This is a genomic window from Pseudohaliea sp. (genome assembly GCF_040217025.1).
Lineage (GTDB): Bacteria > Pseudomonadota > Gammaproteobacteria > Pseudomonadales > Halieaceae > Pseudohaliea.
Map to the genome: position 1 here is coordinate 61874 of NZ_JAVJOA010000011.1, position 17045 is coordinate 78918.

The 17045-nt window shown below is 65.6% G+C and carries 20 protein-coding genes; 9 read left to right on the plus strand and 11 right to left on the minus strand.

What is annotated here, in order from left to right; genetic code table 11:
• Positions 1–2 precede the first annotated feature (2 nt).
• Both RKE50_RS15805 and trmB read left to right on the plus strand, forming a co-directional pair.
• Positions 3–380 carry a DUF423 domain-containing protein gene (locus tag RKE50_RS15805; protein ID WP_350038031.1) on the plus strand — a complete coding sequence of 126 codons (378 nt, stop codon included), beginning with the start codon at positions 3–5 and terminating at the stop codon, positions 378–380.
• A gap of 16 nt (positions 381–396) precedes the next feature.
• The gene (gene trmB / locus RKE50_RS15810; protein ID WP_350038033.1) at positions 397–1089 is read left to right on the plus strand and encodes a tRNA (guanosine(46)-N7)-methyltransferase TrmB; all 693 of its coding nucleotides are present in this window, start codon (positions 397–399) and stop codon (positions 1087–1089) included.
• On the opposite strand, the gene hemW is transcribed toward trmB, so the two are convergent.
• From hemW to RKE50_RS15845, 7 genes are read right to left on the minus strand one after another with little or no spacing between them, the layout of a single operon-like run.
• Complete coding sequence (hemW, locus tag RKE50_RS15815) at positions 1086–2225, minus strand: radical SAM family heme chaperone HemW (RefSeq protein WP_350038035.1); 1140 nt, start codon at positions 2223–2225, stop codon at positions 1086–1088. The two genes, trmB and hemW, sit on opposite strands and share 4 nt — an antisense overlap.
• A complete protein-coding gene (gene rdgB / locus RKE50_RS15820; RefSeq protein WP_350038037.1) occupies positions 2222–2836 on the minus strand; it encodes an RdgB/HAM1 family non-canonical purine NTP pyrophosphatase in 615 nt (204 codons plus the stop codon). Before rdgB ends, hemW begins: the two co-directional genes overlap by 4 nt.
• Positions 2833–3423, minus strand: a complete 591-nt coding sequence (metW, locus tag RKE50_RS15825; RefSeq protein WP_350038039.1) for a methionine biosynthesis protein MetW — start codon at positions 3421–3423, stop codon at positions 2833–2835. Before metW ends, rdgB begins: the two co-directional genes overlap by 4 nt.
• Positions 3423–4568 carry a homoserine O-succinyltransferase MetX gene (gene metX / locus RKE50_RS15830; RefSeq protein WP_350038041.1) on the minus strand — a complete coding sequence of 382 codons (1146 nt, stop codon included), beginning with the start codon at positions 4566–4568 and terminating at the stop codon, positions 3423–3425. Before metX ends, metW begins: the two co-directional genes overlap by 1 nt.
• A gap of 10 nt (positions 4569–4578) precedes the next feature.
• Positions 4579–5166: a YggT family protein gene (locus tag RKE50_RS15835; RefSeq protein WP_350038042.1), complete on the minus strand. Its 588-nt coding sequence runs from the start codon at positions 5164–5166 to the stop codon at positions 4579–4581.
• 22 nt (positions 5167–5188) lie between these two features.
• Positions 5189–6010, minus strand: coding sequence for a pyrroline-5-carboxylate reductase (gene proC / locus RKE50_RS15840; protein ID WP_350038044.1), 822 nt, complete (start codon positions 6008–6010; stop codon positions 5189–5191).
• Positions 6011–6068: 58 nt separating this feature from the next.
• The gene (locus RKE50_RS15845) at positions 6069–6761 is read right to left on the minus strand and encodes a YggS family pyridoxal phosphate-dependent enzyme (RefSeq protein WP_350038465.1); all 693 of its coding nucleotides are present in this window, start codon (positions 6759–6761) and stop codon (positions 6069–6071) included.
• Positions 6762–6825: 64 nt separating this feature from the next.
• Between RKE50_RS15845 and RKE50_RS15850 the strand changes: the two genes are divergently transcribed.
• Positions 6826–7860: a type IV pilus twitching motility protein PilT gene (locus tag RKE50_RS15850; protein WP_350038046.1), complete on the plus strand. Its 1035-nt coding sequence runs from the start codon at positions 6826–6828 to the stop codon at positions 7858–7860.
• Positions 7861–7890: 30 nt separating this feature from the next.
• A complete protein-coding gene (locus RKE50_RS15855) occupies positions 7891–9003 on the plus strand; it encodes a PilT/PilU family type 4a pilus ATPase (RefSeq protein ID WP_350038048.1) in 1113 nt (370 codons plus the stop codon).
• 7 nt (positions 9004–9010) lie between these two features.
• Here the strand turns inward: RKE50_RS15855 and ruvX are convergent, their stop codons facing one another.
• Genes ruvX through gshB form a run of 4 tightly spaced genes read right to left on the minus strand, consistent with a single transcriptional unit; the run spans position 9011 to position 11875 of the window.
• Positions 9011–9445 (minus strand): Holliday junction resolvase RuvX, encoded by a 435-nt coding sequence (ruvX, locus tag RKE50_RS15860; RefSeq protein WP_350038050.1) that lies wholly within the window; start codon positions 9443–9445, stop codon positions 9011–9013.
• Between the two features lie 5 nt (positions 9446–9450).
• Entirely contained in the window at positions 9451–10026 is a 576-nt protein-coding gene (locus RKE50_RS15865) for a YqgE/AlgH family protein (RefSeq protein ID WP_350038052.1), read from the minus strand.
• 33 nt (positions 10027–10059) lie between these two features.
• Positions 10060–10914 carry an energy transducer TonB gene (locus RKE50_RS15870; protein WP_350038054.1) on the minus strand — a complete coding sequence of 285 codons (855 nt, stop codon included), beginning with the start codon at positions 10912–10914 and terminating at the stop codon, positions 10060–10062.
• A gap of 4 nt (positions 10915–10918) precedes the next feature.
• The gene (gene gshB, locus RKE50_RS15875) at positions 10919–11875 is read right to left on the minus strand and encodes a glutathione synthase (RefSeq protein ID WP_350038056.1); all 957 of its coding nucleotides are present in this window, start codon (positions 11873–11875) and stop codon (positions 10919–10921) included.
• A gap of 695 nt (positions 11876–12570) precedes the next feature.
• On the opposite strand from gshB, the gene RKE50_RS15880 reads away from it, so the two are divergent.
• From RKE50_RS15880 to RKE50_RS15900, 5 genes are all read left to right on the plus strand, one after another.
• Positions 12571–12960 carry a hypothetical protein gene (locus RKE50_RS15880; RefSeq protein WP_350038058.1) on the plus strand — a complete coding sequence of 130 codons (390 nt, stop codon included), beginning with the start codon at positions 12571–12573 and terminating at the stop codon, positions 12958–12960.
• A 107-nt stretch (positions 12961–13067) separates the two neighbouring features.
• Positions 13068–13775, plus strand: a complete 708-nt coding sequence (locus tag RKE50_RS15885; protein WP_350038060.1) for an abortive infection family protein — start codon at positions 13068–13070, stop codon at positions 13773–13775.
• A gap of 196 nt (positions 13776–13971) precedes the next feature.
• Complete coding sequence (locus tag RKE50_RS15890) at positions 13972–14913, plus strand: RNA-directed DNA polymerase (protein WP_350038062.1); 942 nt, start codon at positions 13972–13974, stop codon at positions 14911–14913.
• 192 nt (positions 14914–15105) lie between these two features.
• Positions 15106–15498 carry a hypothetical protein gene (locus tag RKE50_RS15895; protein ID WP_350038064.1) on the plus strand — a complete coding sequence of 131 codons (393 nt, stop codon included), beginning with the start codon at positions 15106–15108 and terminating at the stop codon, positions 15496–15498.
• A 218-nt stretch (positions 15499–15716) separates the two neighbouring features.
• Positions 15717–16976, plus strand: a complete 1260-nt coding sequence (locus tag RKE50_RS15900) for an HNH endonuclease signature motif containing protein (protein ID WP_350038065.1) — start codon at positions 15717–15719, stop codon at positions 16974–16976.
• Positions 16977–17045 lie beyond the last annotated feature (69 nt).

Here is a 17045-nt window from a genome sequence, read left to right on the forward strand (position 1 = left end):
CCGTGGCCAAGCTGTTTCTCTCCCTCGGCGCGCTGGCCGGCCTGCTGGCCGTCGCCCTAGGCGCCTTCGGCGCCCACGCCCTGCGCGGGCGCCTCGATGAGTACGCCCGCGGCGTGTTCGAGACCGCGGTGCAGTACCACTTCTATCACGCCCTCGCGCTAGCCCTCGTCGGCGTGCTGCTGCTGTCGCAGCCGGCGACGGCGCTGCTGAAGTCCAGCGGCTGGCTCTTCCTCATTGGCATCGCCGTCTTCTCCGGCAGCCTCTACCTCCTCGCCATCACCGGTATCAAGTGGCTCGGTGCGGTCACCCCCCTCGGCGGCCTCGCCTTCATCGCCGGCTGGGGTTGCCTCGCTGCGGCCGCCTGGAAACTGCTGCCCTGAGGGGCGGCGCAGGTCCGTGAGCGAGGAAAGCGAGCGCGCACACCGCCCGATCCGCAGCTTCGTGCTGCGCCACGGCCGCATGACCACGGCACAGCGCAGGGCCTGGGACGCCGGCTGGGAACGTTTCGGAATCGACTTTACGGGTCGGCCGCTGGACTTCGATGCCCTGTTCGGCCGCCCGGGCCCGCGGGTGCTGGAGATCGGTTTCGGCATGGGCCAGTCCCTGGCGGAGATGGCGGCCGCGGCGCCGGAGAGCAACTTCCTCGGCATCGAGGTGCACCGCCCCGGCGTGGGCAAGCTCCTGCACCTGGTGCAGGAACAGGGGCTCGGCAACGTGCGCGTCATGTGCCACGACGCGGTGGAGGTGCTACGGGACTGCATCGAGCCTGGTTCCCTGGACACCCTGCAGGTCTTCTTCCCCGACCCCTGGCACAAGAAGCGGCACCACAAGCGCCGCCTCATCCAGCCGCCCTTCGTCGAACTGGCCGCCTCGCGGCTCTGCCCCGGCGGCCGGCTGCACCTGGCCACGGACTGGGAGAACTACGCCGGGCAGATGCTCGAGGTGCTCTCGGCCTGCCCGCTGCTCGAAAACACGGCCCCCGGCACCGGCTACGCGCCGCGGCCGGCACAGCGGCCGCTCACCAAGTTCGAGCAGCGCGGTGAGCGCCTGGGTCACGGTGTCTGGGACCTGGTTTTCCAGCGCCGCTAGTCAGCAAAAAAAGCCCCGACCACGTCGTCGAGAAAGGCGAGCCCCAGCGGCGTGGTGCCGAGGTGCGCCGGGTCGTCCCACAGCAGCCCCTTCTCCACCAGCGCTGTCACCGTGGCCGCGATCGCCGCGTCGTCCAGCCCCGTCGCCTCGGCGAAGCGCGTGCGCGGCACGCCCTCGACCAGCCGCAGCGCATTGAGCATGAACTCGCCGGCGAGGTCCGCGGGCTCGAGGTCGCGTTCGCTGGCGTTAAAGTCCCCGGGCGCGGCATCGAGGTAGGCCTCCGGCTGGCGCCGCTTGGCATGGCGGCGCACGCGGCCGTCCGCTCCGGTGACCTTGCCGTGGGCGCCGGCGCCGATGGCGAGGTAGTCGCCGAAGGTCCAGTAGCCGAGGTTGTGCCGGCAGCGCCAGCCGGGCCGGCTCCAGGCCGAGACCTCGTAGCGCCCGTAGCCGGCGCCGTCCAGCCGCTTCACGCCCTCGCTCTCCAGGTCGCCGAGGATCGCCTCGCCGGGCAGCAGCGGCGGGCGCCGGTGGAAGACCGTGTTCGGCTCGATGGTGAGCTGGTACCAGGACAGGTGTTCCGGGCCCAGGGCGATGGCGGTGTCGAGGTCGGCCAGGCCCGCCGCCAGGTCCTGCCCCGGCAGGCCGTGCATGAGGTCCAGGTTGAGGTTGTCGAAGCCCGCCTCGCGCGCCGCGGCAACGGCCGCCAGGGCCTGGGCGCGGTCGTGCACGCGGCCCAGGCGGGTGAGGGCGTCGTCGTCGAAGCTCTGGATGCCGAGGGAGAGGCGGTTCACGCCGGCGCGGCGGAAGGCGGCGAACTTGGCCGCCTCGGCGCTCCCGGGGTTGGCCTCCAGGGTGATCTCCGCATCCGCGGCGAGCAGCACGCGCTCGCCGATGCCCCGCAGCAGCCGCGCGATCGCCCCGGCGGAGAACAGGCTGGGCGTGCCGCCGCCGATGAACACGCTGCCGACCGGGCGCCCGCGCGCCGCGGCGGCCTCCCCGTCGAGGTCGGCCAGCAGTGCCGTGACGTAGGCGTCCTCGGGCAGCTGCTTCCGCTCGTGGGAGTTGAAGTCACAGTAGGGGCACTTGCGCTCGCACCAGGGCAGGTGCACGTAGAGCCCCAGGGGTTGGCGGCTCACGGTGTGGCGTCGAGCCCCCGCAGGGCGTCGAGCAGTGCGGCGCTGGCCCGGGCGCGGTGGCTCAGCCGGTTCTTCTCCGCGGGCGCAAGCTCGGCGGCGGTGACCGCCAGGCCCTCGGGCTCGAACAGCGGGTCGTAGCCGAAGCCGCCCCCGCCGCTCGCGGCCTCGCGGATGCGGCCCGGCCAGCGGCCCTCGGCGATCACCGGGGTCGGGTCGTCGCCGCTGCGCAGGCACACCAGCGCGCAGTGGAAGTGGGCGCCGCGCTCCCCGGCCGGCACGCCGGCGAGGGCGTCGAGCAGCTTCGCGTTGTTGGCCGCGTCGTCGCCCTTCCCGCCGGCAACCGCCGCGTAGCGGGCCGAGTAGATCCCCGGCGCGCCGCCCAGCGCGTCGACCGCCAGGCCCGAGTCGTCGGCGATCGCCGGCAGGCCCGTGTGCGCCGCTGCCGCCCGCGCCTTGAGGATGGCGTTTTCCACGAAGGACAGGCCCGTTTCCTCGACCTCGGGCACCCCGAACTCGCCCTGGGGCCGGAGGGTGACGCCCAGCGGCTCGAGGGTGCGCGCCAGCTCGGCGATCTTGCCGCGGTTGCCGCTGGCGACGACGATCTCGGTCATGCTGGCCTCGTGATGTGGTAGATGGCGGTCTGCGCAAACAGGTTGGGCCAGGCCCGGGCCAGGGCCGAGGCACCGGCGCCCACCATGTCGCGCGCCAGGATGCGCACGCCGAGCTCTGCGCAGAGCTGCTCGAAGTCGCGCACGGTGCAGAAATGGATATTCGGCGTGTCGTACCAGTTGTAGGGCATGAAGCGCGACACGGGCATGCGGCCGCGGGTCGCCAGGTGCACCCGGCAGCTCCAGTGACCGAAGTTCGGAAAGGTGACGATGCCCTGGCGGCCGACGCGCAGCATCTCGGCGAGCACCTTGTCCGGGTAGTGCATCGCCTGCAGGGCGTGGGCGAGCACGACGGTGTCGAAGCTCTGGTCCGGGAAGTTGGCCAGGCCGCGGTCCAGGTCCTGCTGCACGATGTTGAGGCCGCGGCCGACGGCGCGGGTGATGTTGTCCTCGTCGATCTCGATACCGGTGCCCGCGGTGCCGCGCGTCTCGCGCAGGAACTCGAGGAACTCGCCGTCGCCGCAGCCGAGGTCCAGGACCCGGGAGCCCGGGTCGATCCAGCGCGCGCTGTGGCTGAGGTCCTGGCGCATCAGCTGACCTCCACCTGCTGCAGGTAGGCGCGGAACAGCGCCAGGTAGCGCGGGATGGGCATGAGGAAGGCGTCGTGCCCCTCGTCGGCGGCGATGTCCGCGTAGCTCACCTCGCGGCGCGCGGCGATGAGCGCGTCGACGATCTCCCGGGAGCGCGCCGGCGGGAAGCGCCAGTCCGTGGAGAAGGACAGCACGAGGAAGCGGCAGCTCGCGTTCTCGAAGGCGGCCACCGGGTCATCGCCGTACTCCCGGGCGAGGTCGAAGTAGTCCAGCGCCTGGGTCATCAGGATGTAGGTGTTGGCGTCGAAGCTGTCGGAGAAGCGCGAGCCCTGGTAGCGCAGGTAGCTCTGTACCTGGAACTCCACCGGCTCGTCGCCGCCGATCTCGAAGCTGCCGGAGCGCAGCTCGCGGCCGAACTTGCTCGCCATGGCGTCGTCCGACAGGTAGGTGATGTGCCCGACCATGCGCGCGAGGGCGAGCCCCCGGGCCGGCACCTTGCCGGCGCGCAGGTAGTGGCCGCCCTCGAAATCCGGGTCGGACTGGATCGCGTGGCGCGCCACCTCGTTGAAGGCGAGGTTCTGTGCCGAGAGCTTGAGGGCGGCGGCGATGACGATGCAGTGGCGCAGCCGCTCCGGGTAGAGCAGCGCCCAGCGCATGGCCTGCATGCCGCCGAGGCTGCCGCCGACCACGGCCGCCCAGCAGTCGATGCCCAGCGCATCGGCGAGCCGGGCCTGGCTGTGTACCCAGTCGCGCACGCGCAGCGCCGGGAACTCCGGGCCCCAGGGCTGTCCCGTCGCCGGGTTGATGGAGGCCGGCCCGGTGGAGCCGTGGCAGCCGCCGAGGTTGTTCAGCGAGACGACGAAGAAGCGCTCCGTATCGATGGGCTTGCCGGGACCGATGCACTCGTCCCACCAGCCGGGCTTGCGGTCGTCGGGGCTGTGCCGCCCGGCGGCGTGGTGGTGGCCGGAGAGCGCGTGGCAGACGAGGATGGCGTTGTCCCGCGCGGCGTTGAGCTCGCCGTAGGTCTCGTAGACGAGGTCGTAGGCGGGCAGCACCCGCCCGCAGGCGAGCGTCAGGGGCTCGTCGAAGTGCTGCGTCTGCGGCGTGACCAGGCCGACAGAGCCGCCGTTGGCGTGCGTTGCCACGGCAGTCCCGTCACACACCCATGACCAGCGCCGGGTGCAGGCCCACGCCGGCAGCCATGTGGCGCAGGGCGATCTGCAGCACGTTGATCAGGATGAAGACCAGGATCGGCGAGAAGTCGAGGCCGCCCATGGGCGGCAGGATGCGCCGCACCGGCGCCATCACCGGCTCGGTGATCTGCCAGAGCAGCAGCAGCGCCGGGTGCCGGCTGGTGGGAGCGACCCAGCTGATGATGATCATGGCCAGCAGGGCGAAGAAGTAGATGTTGACCAGCAGCCCGAGGACACCGATCACCGACCAGGCGACGATCAGCGTGGGCCCGACCAGGCCGGCGCCGTGAAGCAGCAGCAGGGTGACGATGCCCAGCGCCTGGAGGACCACGGCGAGCACCAGCGAGGCGCTGTCGAAACGGCCGAAGGCGGGGAACAGCCGCCGCGTCGGCCGCACCAGGGGATTGGTGGCGCGCACCACGAACTGGCTGATCGGGTTGTAGAAATCCGCCCGGGCGAAGTGGAACAGGAAGCGCAGGAGCATGACCAGCAGGTACAGGCTCAGGGCGGTCTGGACCAGGTAGGCGAAGATCTCGTTCATGGCACTCATGGTTTTGTGTCCTTTCGGGCGCTCAGCCCAGCTCGTCGGCCATTTCCTTCGAGCGGGCGAGGCAGGCGGCCATGGCCCGGGTGACCGTGGCCTCCAGGCCGTCGCCGCGGAAGCTCTCGATGGCGCGCTCGGTGGTGCCGCCGGGGGAACAGACCCGCCGGCGCAGCTCGGCGAGCTCGACGCCGCTCTCGGCCGCCATGCGCGCGGCGCCGAGGCAGGTCTGGGCGGTGAGGGCGGTGGCGGTTTCCCGGGAAAGGCCCAGGCGTTCGCCCTCCGCCGCCATCGCTTCCATGAACAGGAAGAAGTAGGCCGGGCCGCTGCCGGAGACGGCGGTCACCGCGTGCAGGTCGTCTTCCGTTTCCACCCAGCGCACGAGGCCCACGGCAGAGAGGATCTTGGCGGCGTGGGCGCGCTGGGTCTCGTTCACGGCGCCGGTCGCGTAGAGGCCGCTGGCGCCGGCGCCGAGGAGCGCCGGCGTGTTCGGCATGCAGCGGATGACCGGGACGCCGGGGCCGAGCCAGCGCTCGAGGCTGGCCACGGGGATGCCCGCGGCGATCGACAGGGCCACGGTGTTGCCGCCCGCCAGCGCCGGGGCAATGTCGGTGCAGACCTGCTCCATGACCTGCGGCTTCACGGCGAGAATGACCACGTCGGCGCCCTCGACCGCGGCGCGGTTGTCGCTGCCGGTCGCGACCGGGGCCACCTCGCGCAGGCGCCCGAGGCTGTCCGGCGACGGGTCGCTGGCGCTCAGGTTGGCCGGCGGATGCCCCTTGGCCACGAGCCCGCCGATGATGCTGGCGGCCATGTTGCCGGCGCCGATGAAGGCTATGCGGATCTCTGCCACGGCTTAAAGTCCGGTGTCTCGGGAAACCCGCGAGTATACACGTCGCTGTTTCACTAAATCACGTGCCCCGCGGGCCGAAGATGGCCGTGCCGATACGCACCAGGGTCGCGCCCTCGGCGATGGCCGCCTCGAGGTCCGCGGACATGCCCATGGACAGCGTATCGAGCCCCGGCAGCGTCCCGCCAAGCGTGGCGAGGAGGGCGGCGAGGCGAGCGAAGGGCTCGCGCTTCCTCGCCTCGTCCTGGACGGGGGCGGGGATGGCCATGAGGCCGCGCAGCTCCAGCCGGGGCAGCGCTGCCACGGCGGCGGCCAGGGCGGGCAGCGCGTCGGGCTCCACGCCGGACTTGCTCGCCTCGCCGGAGATGTTCACCTGCAGGCAGACCTTGAGCGGTGGCAGGTTGTCCGGGCGCTGCTCGGAGAGGCGCCGGGCGATCTTCAGCCGGTCCAGGCTGTGCACCCAGTCGAAGTGCGCGGCGATGGACCGGGTCTTGTTGGACTGGATCGGGCCGATGAAATGCCAGTGGATGTCTAGGTCGCCGGTGGCGGCGATCTTGTCCTCGGCCTCCTGCAGGTAGTTTTCGCCGAAGTGGCGCTGGCCGGCCGCGAAGGCGGCGCGGACGGCCTCGGCGGGGTGCGTTTTGCTCACGGCGAGGACCTGGACCGTCTTTGGGTCCCGCCCGACTTTTTCTGCCGCGGCCCTGACCCGCTCCCAGACCTCTGCTATATTGCCCGCAATGCAATCCGCGTCCATGGCTGCATGGTAGCGTAAGGCGCCCGCTGCAGCGACAACGGACGTGTCGAGGGGGACCGGAAGCATGGACATTACTGAACTCCTGGCGTTCAGCGCGAAGCAGGGTGCGTCGGACCTGCACCTATCCGCCGGGCTGCCGCCCATGATCCGCGTCGACGGTGACGTACGCCGCATCAACCTGCCGCCCCTCGAGCACAAGCAGGTTCACGAGCTGCTGTACGACATCATGAACGACAAGCAGCGCAAGGACTACGAGGAGTTCCTCGAGACCGACTTCTCCTTCGAGGTGCCGGGCGTCGCCCGCTTCCGGGTCAACGTCTTCAACCAGAACCGCGGTGCCGGCGGTGTCTTCCGGACCATTCCCTCCCGGGTGTGGACCATGGAGGACCTCGGCATGGGCCAGGTCTTCCGCGACGTGTGCATGATGCCCCGGGGCCTGGTGCTGGTGACCGGCCCGACCGGCTCCGGCAAGTCGACCACGCTGGCGGCGATGATTGACTACATCAACGACAACAAGTACGAGCACATCCTCACCATCGAGGATCCGATCGAGTTCGTGCACGAGAGCCGCAAGTGCCTGGTCAACCAGCGCGAGGTGCACCGGGACACGCTCGGCTTCGCCGAGGCCCTGCGCTCGGCGCTGCGCGAGGACCCGGACATCATCCTGGTGGGCGAGATGCGCGACCTCGAGACGATCCGCCTCGCGCTCACCGCCGCCGAGACCGGCCACCTGGTCTTCGGCACCCTGCACACCACCTCCGCGGCCAAGACCATCGACCGTGTCATCGACGTGTTCCCGGCGGCGGAGAAGGCCATGGTCCGCTCCATGCTCTCGGAGTCGCTGCAGGCCGTGATTTCCCAGACCCTGATGAAGCGCATCGGCGGCGGCCGGGTGGCGGCGCACGAGATCATGCGGGCGACCTCGGCCATCCGTAACCTGATCCGCGAGGACAAGGTCGCGCAGATGTACTCGGCGATCCAGACCGGTCACGCCGTGGGCATGCAGACCATGGACCAGTGCCTGAAGGAGCTGGTCGCGAAGCGGGTGGTGTCGCGCGACCACGCCCGCGAGAAGGCGCGCATACCCGAAGATTTCTAGACCCCAGGGCCCCCAGAGAGGTCACAGGCCATGAACGTAGAAGAGCTCATGCGCGAAGTCGTCGAAAGGAACGGCTCCGATGGCTTCCTGACGGCCCGGGCCTCACCGGCGGTCAAGGTGGACGGGCAGATCTACTCCCTGGAAACGCCCGCCCTCGACGAGGAGCAGGTGCGCGACCTCGTGCTCGGTACCCTGTCCGATGCCCAGAAGTCCGATTTCCTGCGCACCCACGAGTGCAACTACGCCCTGCAGTCCGAGGAGTACGGCCGCTTCCGGGCCAGCGCCTTCGTGCAGCGGGGCAACTGCGGCCTGGTGATCCGGCGCATTCAGACGCGGATCCCGCGGGTGGACGAGCTCAACCTGCCGCCGATCATCGAGGAACTGGCCATGGTCAAGCGTGGCCTGGTCATGTTCGTGGGCGGCACCGGCACCGGTAAGTCGACCTCGCTGGCCGCCATGGTCGGGCACCGCAACCGCAATTCCCGGGGCCACATCGTCACCGTGGAGGACCCGATCGAGTTCATCCACGACCACGCCGGCTGCCTGGTGACCCAGCGCGAGGTGGGCCTCGACACGGCCTCCTTCGAGATCGCCCTGCAGAACGCCCTGCGCCAGGCGCCGGACGTGATCCTCATCGGCGAGGTGCGCAACGCCGAGACCATGTCCCACGCTCTCGCCTTTGCCGAGACCGGGCACCTGTGCCTGTGCACGCTGCACGCCAACAATGCCAACCAGGCCCTGGACCGCATCCTCAGCTTCTTCCCGTCCGAGATGCACAACCAGGTGTGGATGGACCTGTCGCTGAACCTGAAGGCGATGATCGCCCAGCAGCTGCTGCCGCGGAAGAGCGGCCCCGGCCGGGTGCCGGTGATGGAGGTGTTGCTGAACTCCGCGCTGATCGCCGACCACATCCGCAACGGCCAGGTGCACGAGATCAAGGGCGTGATCTCCCGCTCCAACGAGCAGGGCATGATGACCCTCGACCAGTCCCTGCTTGCGGCCTACAAGGAAGGCCTGATCAGCCGCGAAGAGGCAATCCGCAGCGCCGACTCGGCGAACGACGTCCGCCTCGGCATCAAGCTCCACGACAAGGGGCAGCGCGGGGTCTCCAGCCGGGTCAACCTCAGCATCGACGACGGCTGAGGGCCGGCTAGCGGTTCCCGGCGAGCCAGCTCTCCAGGATGAGGCTTGCGGCGAGGCTGTCCACCGGGTCCTTGCGGTAATCCCCGCGGTGGCCGCGCTCCCGGGCCTCGGCCTTGGCAGCGTGGCTGGTCAGCCGCTCGTCCACCAGCTCTACCGGCTTGCCGAAGCGGCCGTGCAGGCGCCGGGCGAAGCGCCGGGCGCGCTCGCCGATCTCGCTCGGCGTGCCGTCCATGTTCAGGGGGTCCCCCACCAGCAGCAGGTCCGGCCGCCACTCCTCGAGGAGCTTCGCGGTCTCGTCCCAGTTCGGCTGCCCTCCCTTCGCCCGCAGTACCGTCAGCGGCTCGCAGGTGCCGAGCACGGCGTTGCCCACGGCGACGCCGATCTGCGTGAGGCCGAAGTCGAAGGCCAGCAGGGTGCGTACCTTCTGCTTTTCCTCACCCAACGGCTTCAGGCGTGCCCCGCCTCGCTGCTGATGAGGTTCATGTCGATGCCGAGGCGCCCGGCGGCGGCCTGCAGCCGCTGCTCCGGGGGCGTGTGGAAGATGATCGCCGGGTCCGCCGGCAGCGTGAGCCAGCTATTGCGGGTGATCTCCTCCTCGAGCTGCCCGGCGGACCAGCCGGCGTAGCCGAGGGCGACCAGGTACTCGGCCGGGCCCTCGCCGGCGGCGATGGCGCGGAGGATGTCCTGGGAGGTGGTGAGCAGCAGCTCCTTGGTGACCTGCAGGGTGGCATCCCAGGCGTCGGGGCCCGGGCGGTGCAGGATGAAGCCGTGGTCCGTCTGCACCGGGCCGCCGGCCATCACCGGGATGTCGCTGAAGTCGCGGCTGGTCTCGATCTCCAGGTGGTCGAAGATCTCGTCGAGGTCCAGGTCCAGCGGGCGGTTGATGACCAGGCCCATGGCGCCGGCCTCGCCGTGCTCGCAGACGTAGGTCACGCTGTGCGCGAAGATGCCTTCGTCGAGGCTGGGCATGGCGAGCAGGAAGTGATCCCGCAGGCATTGGCTGGAGTGTCGGGCGGTGGCCATGGAAACAGTTTGCCCCCAAAGCCCTGCGGGCCGCTACCCCCCGACCGGTGCAAAGTCCCAGGTGCGGATGATTTCCAGCTTGTCGGCCTTCGCGCGCAGCTCCGGTGGGAAGGGGGCGTAGGGCGCCGCCATGCGCACGATCTTCAGGGCGGCCTCGTCGAGCACCGCGTAGCCGGACGAGTCGATGAGGTCCACGCTCTCCAGGCTGCCGTCGCTGCGCAGTACCACGCGCATGCGCAGGGCACCGTAGAGCCCGTAGCGCAGGGAGGCGCGGGGGTAGTAGGCATTGCCGACGGTCTCCAGCCGCTCCCGCCAGGCCTGCAGGTAGTCCGCCTCCACCGCGCTTTTCGCCGAGACCGCGGTGAGCGTGCGCACCCGCGGCGCGGTGGAGCTGGCGTCCTCGCGGTCCTGCACCGAGGCCTCGAGGGCTGCCAGCCGGCGCTGCAGGGTGGCCAGCTTGTCGGCCGGGTTGCCGCCGGCGGTCTCGCCGCGCTCCGCTACCGCGCGCTGCTCGCTGCGCCGGGCAGTGAGCAGGGCCCGCGCCGTGTCGCCGCCCTCCCCCGCGCCGCGGCTGGCGCGCTGCTCCGCCCGCTGCGTGGGCACGGGCACCGCCGGCGCCGCCCGCGGGGCCCGGTCCTGCTCAGCCTGGTCTCCGCTGCCGCGCTGGTTCGCCTGGGCCAGGTGGCTGGCCGTGAGCGGCGCGCGGTCCGGCGCCTGCACCAGGGTCACCTCCAGCTGCTGCGGGGGGCTCTCGCGGGTGAGCGCATTGAAGGTGATGCCGAAAATCAGCAGGGCGTGAACGGCGGCGGCGGGCAGCAGCGCCAGGACCAGCCGGTCCCGGGGGGCTGCGGGTGCTGGTGCCGCCGCTGTGCCCGCCGCAAGCGCCACGGCGCTAGCCGCGCGCCGCCAGCTCCGCGGCGATGCAGTCCATGAGCTGGCCGCCGATATCCAGCTCGTAGGCCGCGTCGATCTCGCGGATGCAGGTGGGGCTGGTGACGTTGATCTCCGTGAGGTAGTCGCCGATCACGTCCAGGCCGACAAAGAGCAGGCCCTTCTCCACCAGCGTGGGGCCGACCTGCGCGGCGATCCACTTGTCGCGCTCGGACAGCGGCTGCGCCCGCCCGGTCCCGCCGGCGGCGAGGTTGCCGCGCGTCTCCCCTCGGGAAGGCAGCCGCGCCAGGCAGTAGGGCACCGGCTCGCCCTTGATCACCAGGATGCGCTTGTCGCCCTCGCTGATCTCGGGAATGTAGCGCTGGGCCATGATCGTGCGCGTGCCGTGCTCCGTGAGTATCTCGAGAATCACCGACAGGTTCGGGTCCCCGGGCCCCACGCGGAAGATGGAGGTGCCGCCCATGCCGTCCAGCGGCTTGTAGATCACGTCGCCGTGCTCGTTGTAGAAGGCGCGCAGCCGCGCCATGTCGCCGCTCACCAGCACCGGCGGGCAGCACTCCGGGAACTGGTTGGCAAACATCTTCTCGTTGCAGTCGCGCAGGGACTGGCAGCGGTTCACCACCAGCGTACCCAGCCGCTCCGCGGCCTCGAGAATGTAGGTGTTGTAGACGAACTCGTTGTCGAAGGGCGGATCCTTGCGCATGAGGATCACGTCCAGCTCGGCAAGATCCCGGTCCTGCCCCTCGCCGAGGTCGAACCAGTGCCCCGAATCCCGGTGCACCTCCAGCGGCGCCATGAACGCACGCGGCACCCCCTGCACCAGCGACAGGTGCCGCGGCTCCATGTACCAGAGCTCCCAGCCCCGGTCCTGCACCGCCCAGAGCATCGCCAGGGTGCTGTCCTTCTTGTACGTAATGTCGGCGATGGGATCCATCACCACGCCTACGCTGATCGTCATGCGGGGGTCTGCCTTTTTTGGGTGGAGATAAGCTACGTGGTGGGGGGCGGGGGCGCAAGGGAGTGTGTGGTGGGTCTCATTATTCGGGTGTTCTGGTGCCAGGTGAATTGCGGGCATGGGGTTTGCTGCCTAGGCTGAAGTGAAGAAGTGGCGGTGTTGCGTGGCTTTGGCTAAGTGCGCGGGCCCGGTTCTGTTGCGAGGCCGGACAGGCCGGATTGGTGGCATTGATTGTGGCGCCCATTCTGGCGGCTGCATCACTGATTAATGCACGGAGAGAAAAGTGACCGGAAGTGATGCCAGTGTGAAGATAGCAGGAATGGGGATAGGCGGAATGGTCCGTATATTGAGCCGTTAGGTGTCTTTTCATGCTCCAGCGAATTAAAGACTGGTACGAGGGGGAATTCGAGGTTTATGAAAATGACCCCAACTCTCAGGTCGTTATTATCGGCGGGGACTACAAACGCCACTGGACGGCCAGAATTGCTCGAGTAGTAGTTGAATTCTACCTCGACCATTGGAAATGGCTTTGGGCGTTTAGTATGTCCGTTGTAGGGTTGTATCTCGCATGGCTCAAGTTATGAGCGGTCCACGTAGTCAGACACCTAACCAGTTGCGCCAATTCGCCCCTTCGGGCCGGAAGCAAAAACCGATGCGCGGTTTCCGCGCCGTTGCGAAAGGCGTTAGGTGAAGACGCCGTGTCAGCGGATTTTCATAGGCTGGCTAAAGAAGCGGGGAATCGCCTCAGAGGCTATATTCTTGCCTACGCATCAGGCGCTACCGGTGTGTTCTTTTTATCCTTGTCTGGAGAGAGAGGTGCCAACTACGAAGCCTTTGAAGTCTCATGCCTCATCTTTGCACTTTTAATGTTTGTTACTACCGTCGCTATCTCGCTGTTGGAGTTACATATCGATGCTCGGCGTTTTTTTTACGTTGCCAAACAGCTGGAAGCACAGGAAGAGTTACAGCAGTGGGGACCGAATGTTCGCTACAAACGTTTGCGGGTCCGGCTTATCTACAGCTCTTACATCTCCGTAGGGCTCGGGACATTGGCGGCAGTATCGTTCTTGGTTGCCAGAATCACTTAACGATGTATTGCCGAGTGTACCGACCTTCGGGCTCCACCGGCCGCTGCTTCCAGAGCGGCCCTTAAAAAAAAGCGTTATCGCCTGCCCAGAATCGAAAATAGGGTGCAATGGATAGAGTTCCTGTAAACGACGCGATTATTTATTCCTTGGCCCGTCTAGTTGATGATGCCCAAAAGGATAGGCGTGACCCCAGCCATTCGGATATCGAGTTCCAGCTTAAAAGAGCTGCATTGATTCATGCTGATCCAAATAAGGATGGCCCTCCCGTTGGCAAAGCCAAGAGGCTTCGTATAGTGCTCAATTGGGCCATAGAAAATGACATAGCTAAAGCGGAGCAACTGACTGCTGGGATAATTTCTTCCGTTCAGGGGTGCGGAGGGTTTCGAGATTCGTCGCCCAACTTTGTTGGGGTTGACGCGATTGCAGATTTGGCAGCTGCTCTTCGCTCAGAAGGGATTGTTTTGGGCGAAGACGGGTCAATTTCACCCGTGGCGCTTGATAGTCTTTCGGGGCGCAATCTTACTCAGGCTCTGCGCGGTTATGTAAGACGAGCAAAAAAAGGTATCGAAGATGCGGCACTGGTAGTAGGAACAAGCAAGGACTTAATGGAGGCGGTGGCAGCCCATGTAATACAGGAGCTATGGGGTAGCTATCCTTCCACTGCGAATTTTCCAAGCCTACTCGGGCAAGCATTTGTTGCACTTGAAATGGCCACGCCCGAGCAGGCGCCAGCTCAAGACGAGCATCAGCGTTGTAGAATGGAGCGTTCACTCTACGAAACAGCTTGCTCAATTAACAACCTTAGAAACAAATAAGGAGCTGGACATGGCCGGCCTTGGGTGCCCGATTTGCGGGACTTTGAAGCAAGAGCAGCAGCTGAATTTATTGGAGTAATTGCTGAACTTATGCTGGATAACCTCGAAAGGAAAAAGCCATAGCAATGCGCTGCACCAATCAAGCTGGCAAATAGACGTTGCGGTAGGTGAATTGCCTATGCTCATAGTTAATCCGGTGGCAGAACACCAGACCTTGACGCGATCACTCGCTGATCGCCTGGCGAAACCAGAGATTTATCATTGGCTGGTTGAGTTCGGCTACTTCCCCGAAAGCTACGTGCTACCGCCGTGCTTCCGGGTCAACAAAAGACCCAAAAAGCCAAAGGTATATTTTCCAGTCCAGAAGAAAGGAAAGAAGTTTCGAGTTCCAACCCGTGAATTAGTGAAACTGCAGTTTCCTAAATCTGAACTTACAGATCGGGCCTTTGGAGTAATGCACCCCGAGATCCATAATGACATCGCCTATCACGTAGCCAGGAACTGGAAGACGATACTGCGATCAATGCTTCCGTTCGACTCTTGTGTGACGACTTATAGTTTCCCAATTCCAATCGATTCCAGGCATCCAGGTCGGTTGGGTCATCTTCGTAGCGGAAGGATGATCTACGAGTTTCTCGGCATGATTGATGATGATCTCGCGTCTGTAGCTTATCGCTACCAGTTTCTGATCAAGGCCGATATCAAGAACTTTTACCCTTCCATCTATACACACAGTATTGCGTGGGCGATTCATGGGAAGAGTTTCATCAGAAAACCGGCGAACCTCTACAATTACAAGCTCTTAGGAAATCGTCTTGATCGCCTATTTCAACGAGCCAACGATGGTTGCACAAATGGAGTTCCAATTGGTCCAGTTGTTTCTGACGTCATAGCTGAGATCGTTGCAAGCGCGGTTGACCGTATCTTTACCAAATCGGTCAAAGCTGCAGGCTTGAACTGCGAGGCTGTCCGCTTCAAAGACGACTACCGCATTCTTGTTAACACGGAGTCCGATGCCAAACGAGCAATTAAGTTTCTCCAAGCAGCTTTGAAGGAGTACAATCTTGAAATCAATGAAGAGAAAACAGGGATATCACGTCTACCGGACGGCTTGTTTCGAGGCTGGGTTTCTTCTTAACACTCTGCCTATCCAAGAAAGCGGGCCAAGTTCTCGTGGAAGCAGTTCCGCGAGCTGTACCTAACTGTCTTACAGGTTGACAAAGAGTTCCCTGGCACAGGAGTCATCGACCGTTTTCTAGCCGACATAGTCTCAAAGAATGGAAAAATAAAAGTCACTGTTGGAGTATTCAACCTACAGAAAGTAATCAGCATGTTATTGATTTTGGCGTCTAGAAGGGTTAAGTCTTTTCCGAAAGTATTAGCGATTATCGAGGGCATACTCAGGTCGCCTTTTGGTCATGCGCATGAAGCGGAAATTCTTGCTTATCTGGAAAAGTATCTGGATGCGCTGTCGGCTGAGGAGGACAGGAACAAGCATCTTATTTGCTGGGTGAGTTACTTTCTTGTCAGTAATCGTCTTAAGAAGAAGATTGCTGTAAGCCCCAAGCTAAAAGACCCAGTGACTAGATCGGTGTTCAACAATCGGGGGGCTTTGTTCAAAGATGCATCAGAATTCAAGCTTTTTGAGGGTTCGGTAAAAGTTGGCGAGAAAGTCACCATGCTTGAGCACCTTGATGTTTTTAGTCCGCCAAAATTTGCCTAATAAATCGCTGCAGGGAACGTTCGACCCGCCGCCTGTTTTTGTAACCGCAGAATCAGGCGTCGCCTCAAACGCCGCTTAGCTCAGACGTATCGTCCGGTGCGAATCGGAATTGCACTCGCAAATTCAGGCGAGCACATCTGATCAAACGCCACCCCTGAACCCCACAGCGCCAAATGAGAAAATACTGTATGAAAATACAGCTTCCCACGAGGTGCCCCATGACCGCCGCCCTCCCCCAGCCTGCCCTGCAAACCCTCGAAGACCAGATCACCGAGCTCGCCGCGCACATCAACGCCGCCACCTGGCGCCTGCTCACGCTCATCCGTGAGTACGACCTGCGAAGTGGCTGGAATTGCGGCGCCACCAAGTCCTGCGCCCACTGGCTGAACTGGAAGTGCGGCATCGCCATCGGTGCTGCGCGGGAGAAGGTGCGGGTGGCGCATGCGCTGGCCGGGCTGCCCAAGGTCAGCGAGGCCTTTCGGGTCGGTAGCCTCAGCTATTCCAAGGTGCGGGCGATTACCCGCGTTGCCACGCCGGAGAACGAGGATTACTTCCTGATGATCGCCCGGCACGGGACGGCGGCGCACGTGGAGCGCCTGGTGCAGGCCTACCGGCGCGTGGGCCGGGACGAGGCGCAGGCGCAGCTGGAGAACCGCAAGTTCAGCTACTACATCGACGAGGATGGCAGCTACGTTGTCCGCGGACGGCTGACGCCCGAGCAGGGGGAGCGGCTGATGCTGGCGCTCGATGCGGCGGTGGACGCCATGCCGCGGGAGGATGACCTTTCCCCGACCCAACGGCGGGCGGATGCGCTGGAGCGGCTGGCGGACAGCTACCTGACGGGCGGTGACGGTGACAGCACCGGCGGTGACCGCTACACGGTCCACGTGCATACGCGGGCGGCCGACCTGGAAGCGGCCACCATTGATGACGAAGACGTTTCCGCGGAAACCTCCCGGCGCGCCGGCTGCGACTGCGGGGTAGTGCACTGGCTGGAGAACGACCGCGGCCAGGCGCTGGATATCGGCCGCCGCTCGCGCAACATCACGCCGGCGCTGCGCCGGGCCCTGGAGCACCGCGACGGCGGCTGCACGTTCCCGGGCTGCACGACGCGACGCCACGTGGATGCCCACCACGTGGTGCACTGGGCCGATGGCGGCGAGACGAAGCTCGACAACCTGGTGCTGCTCTGCCGCCATCACCACCGGCTGGTGCACGAGGGCGGCTATGCCGTGGCGCTGCTGCCCTCCGGCGAGGCGCGCTTCCGCGATCCCCGCGGCACGGTGGTGCCGCCGGCGCCGGATACACGTTCCCGCGGGAACGTCTCTGCCCTTCACCATCACCACGATCATGAACAGCTCCCGATCGATGCGGCGACCCTCCCGCCGCACTGGCATGGTGAGAGGATGGACCTGGGGCTGGCGGTGGAGGGGCTGCTGGCGCGGGATGGCCGGCTGAATCCGGGGCAGAGCCCCTGAGCGCTAATTTCTCCGATTGGGGCTTGCTTTTATTTTGCCGGGGTAATATTCTTTTTGCCCGGACAAAAT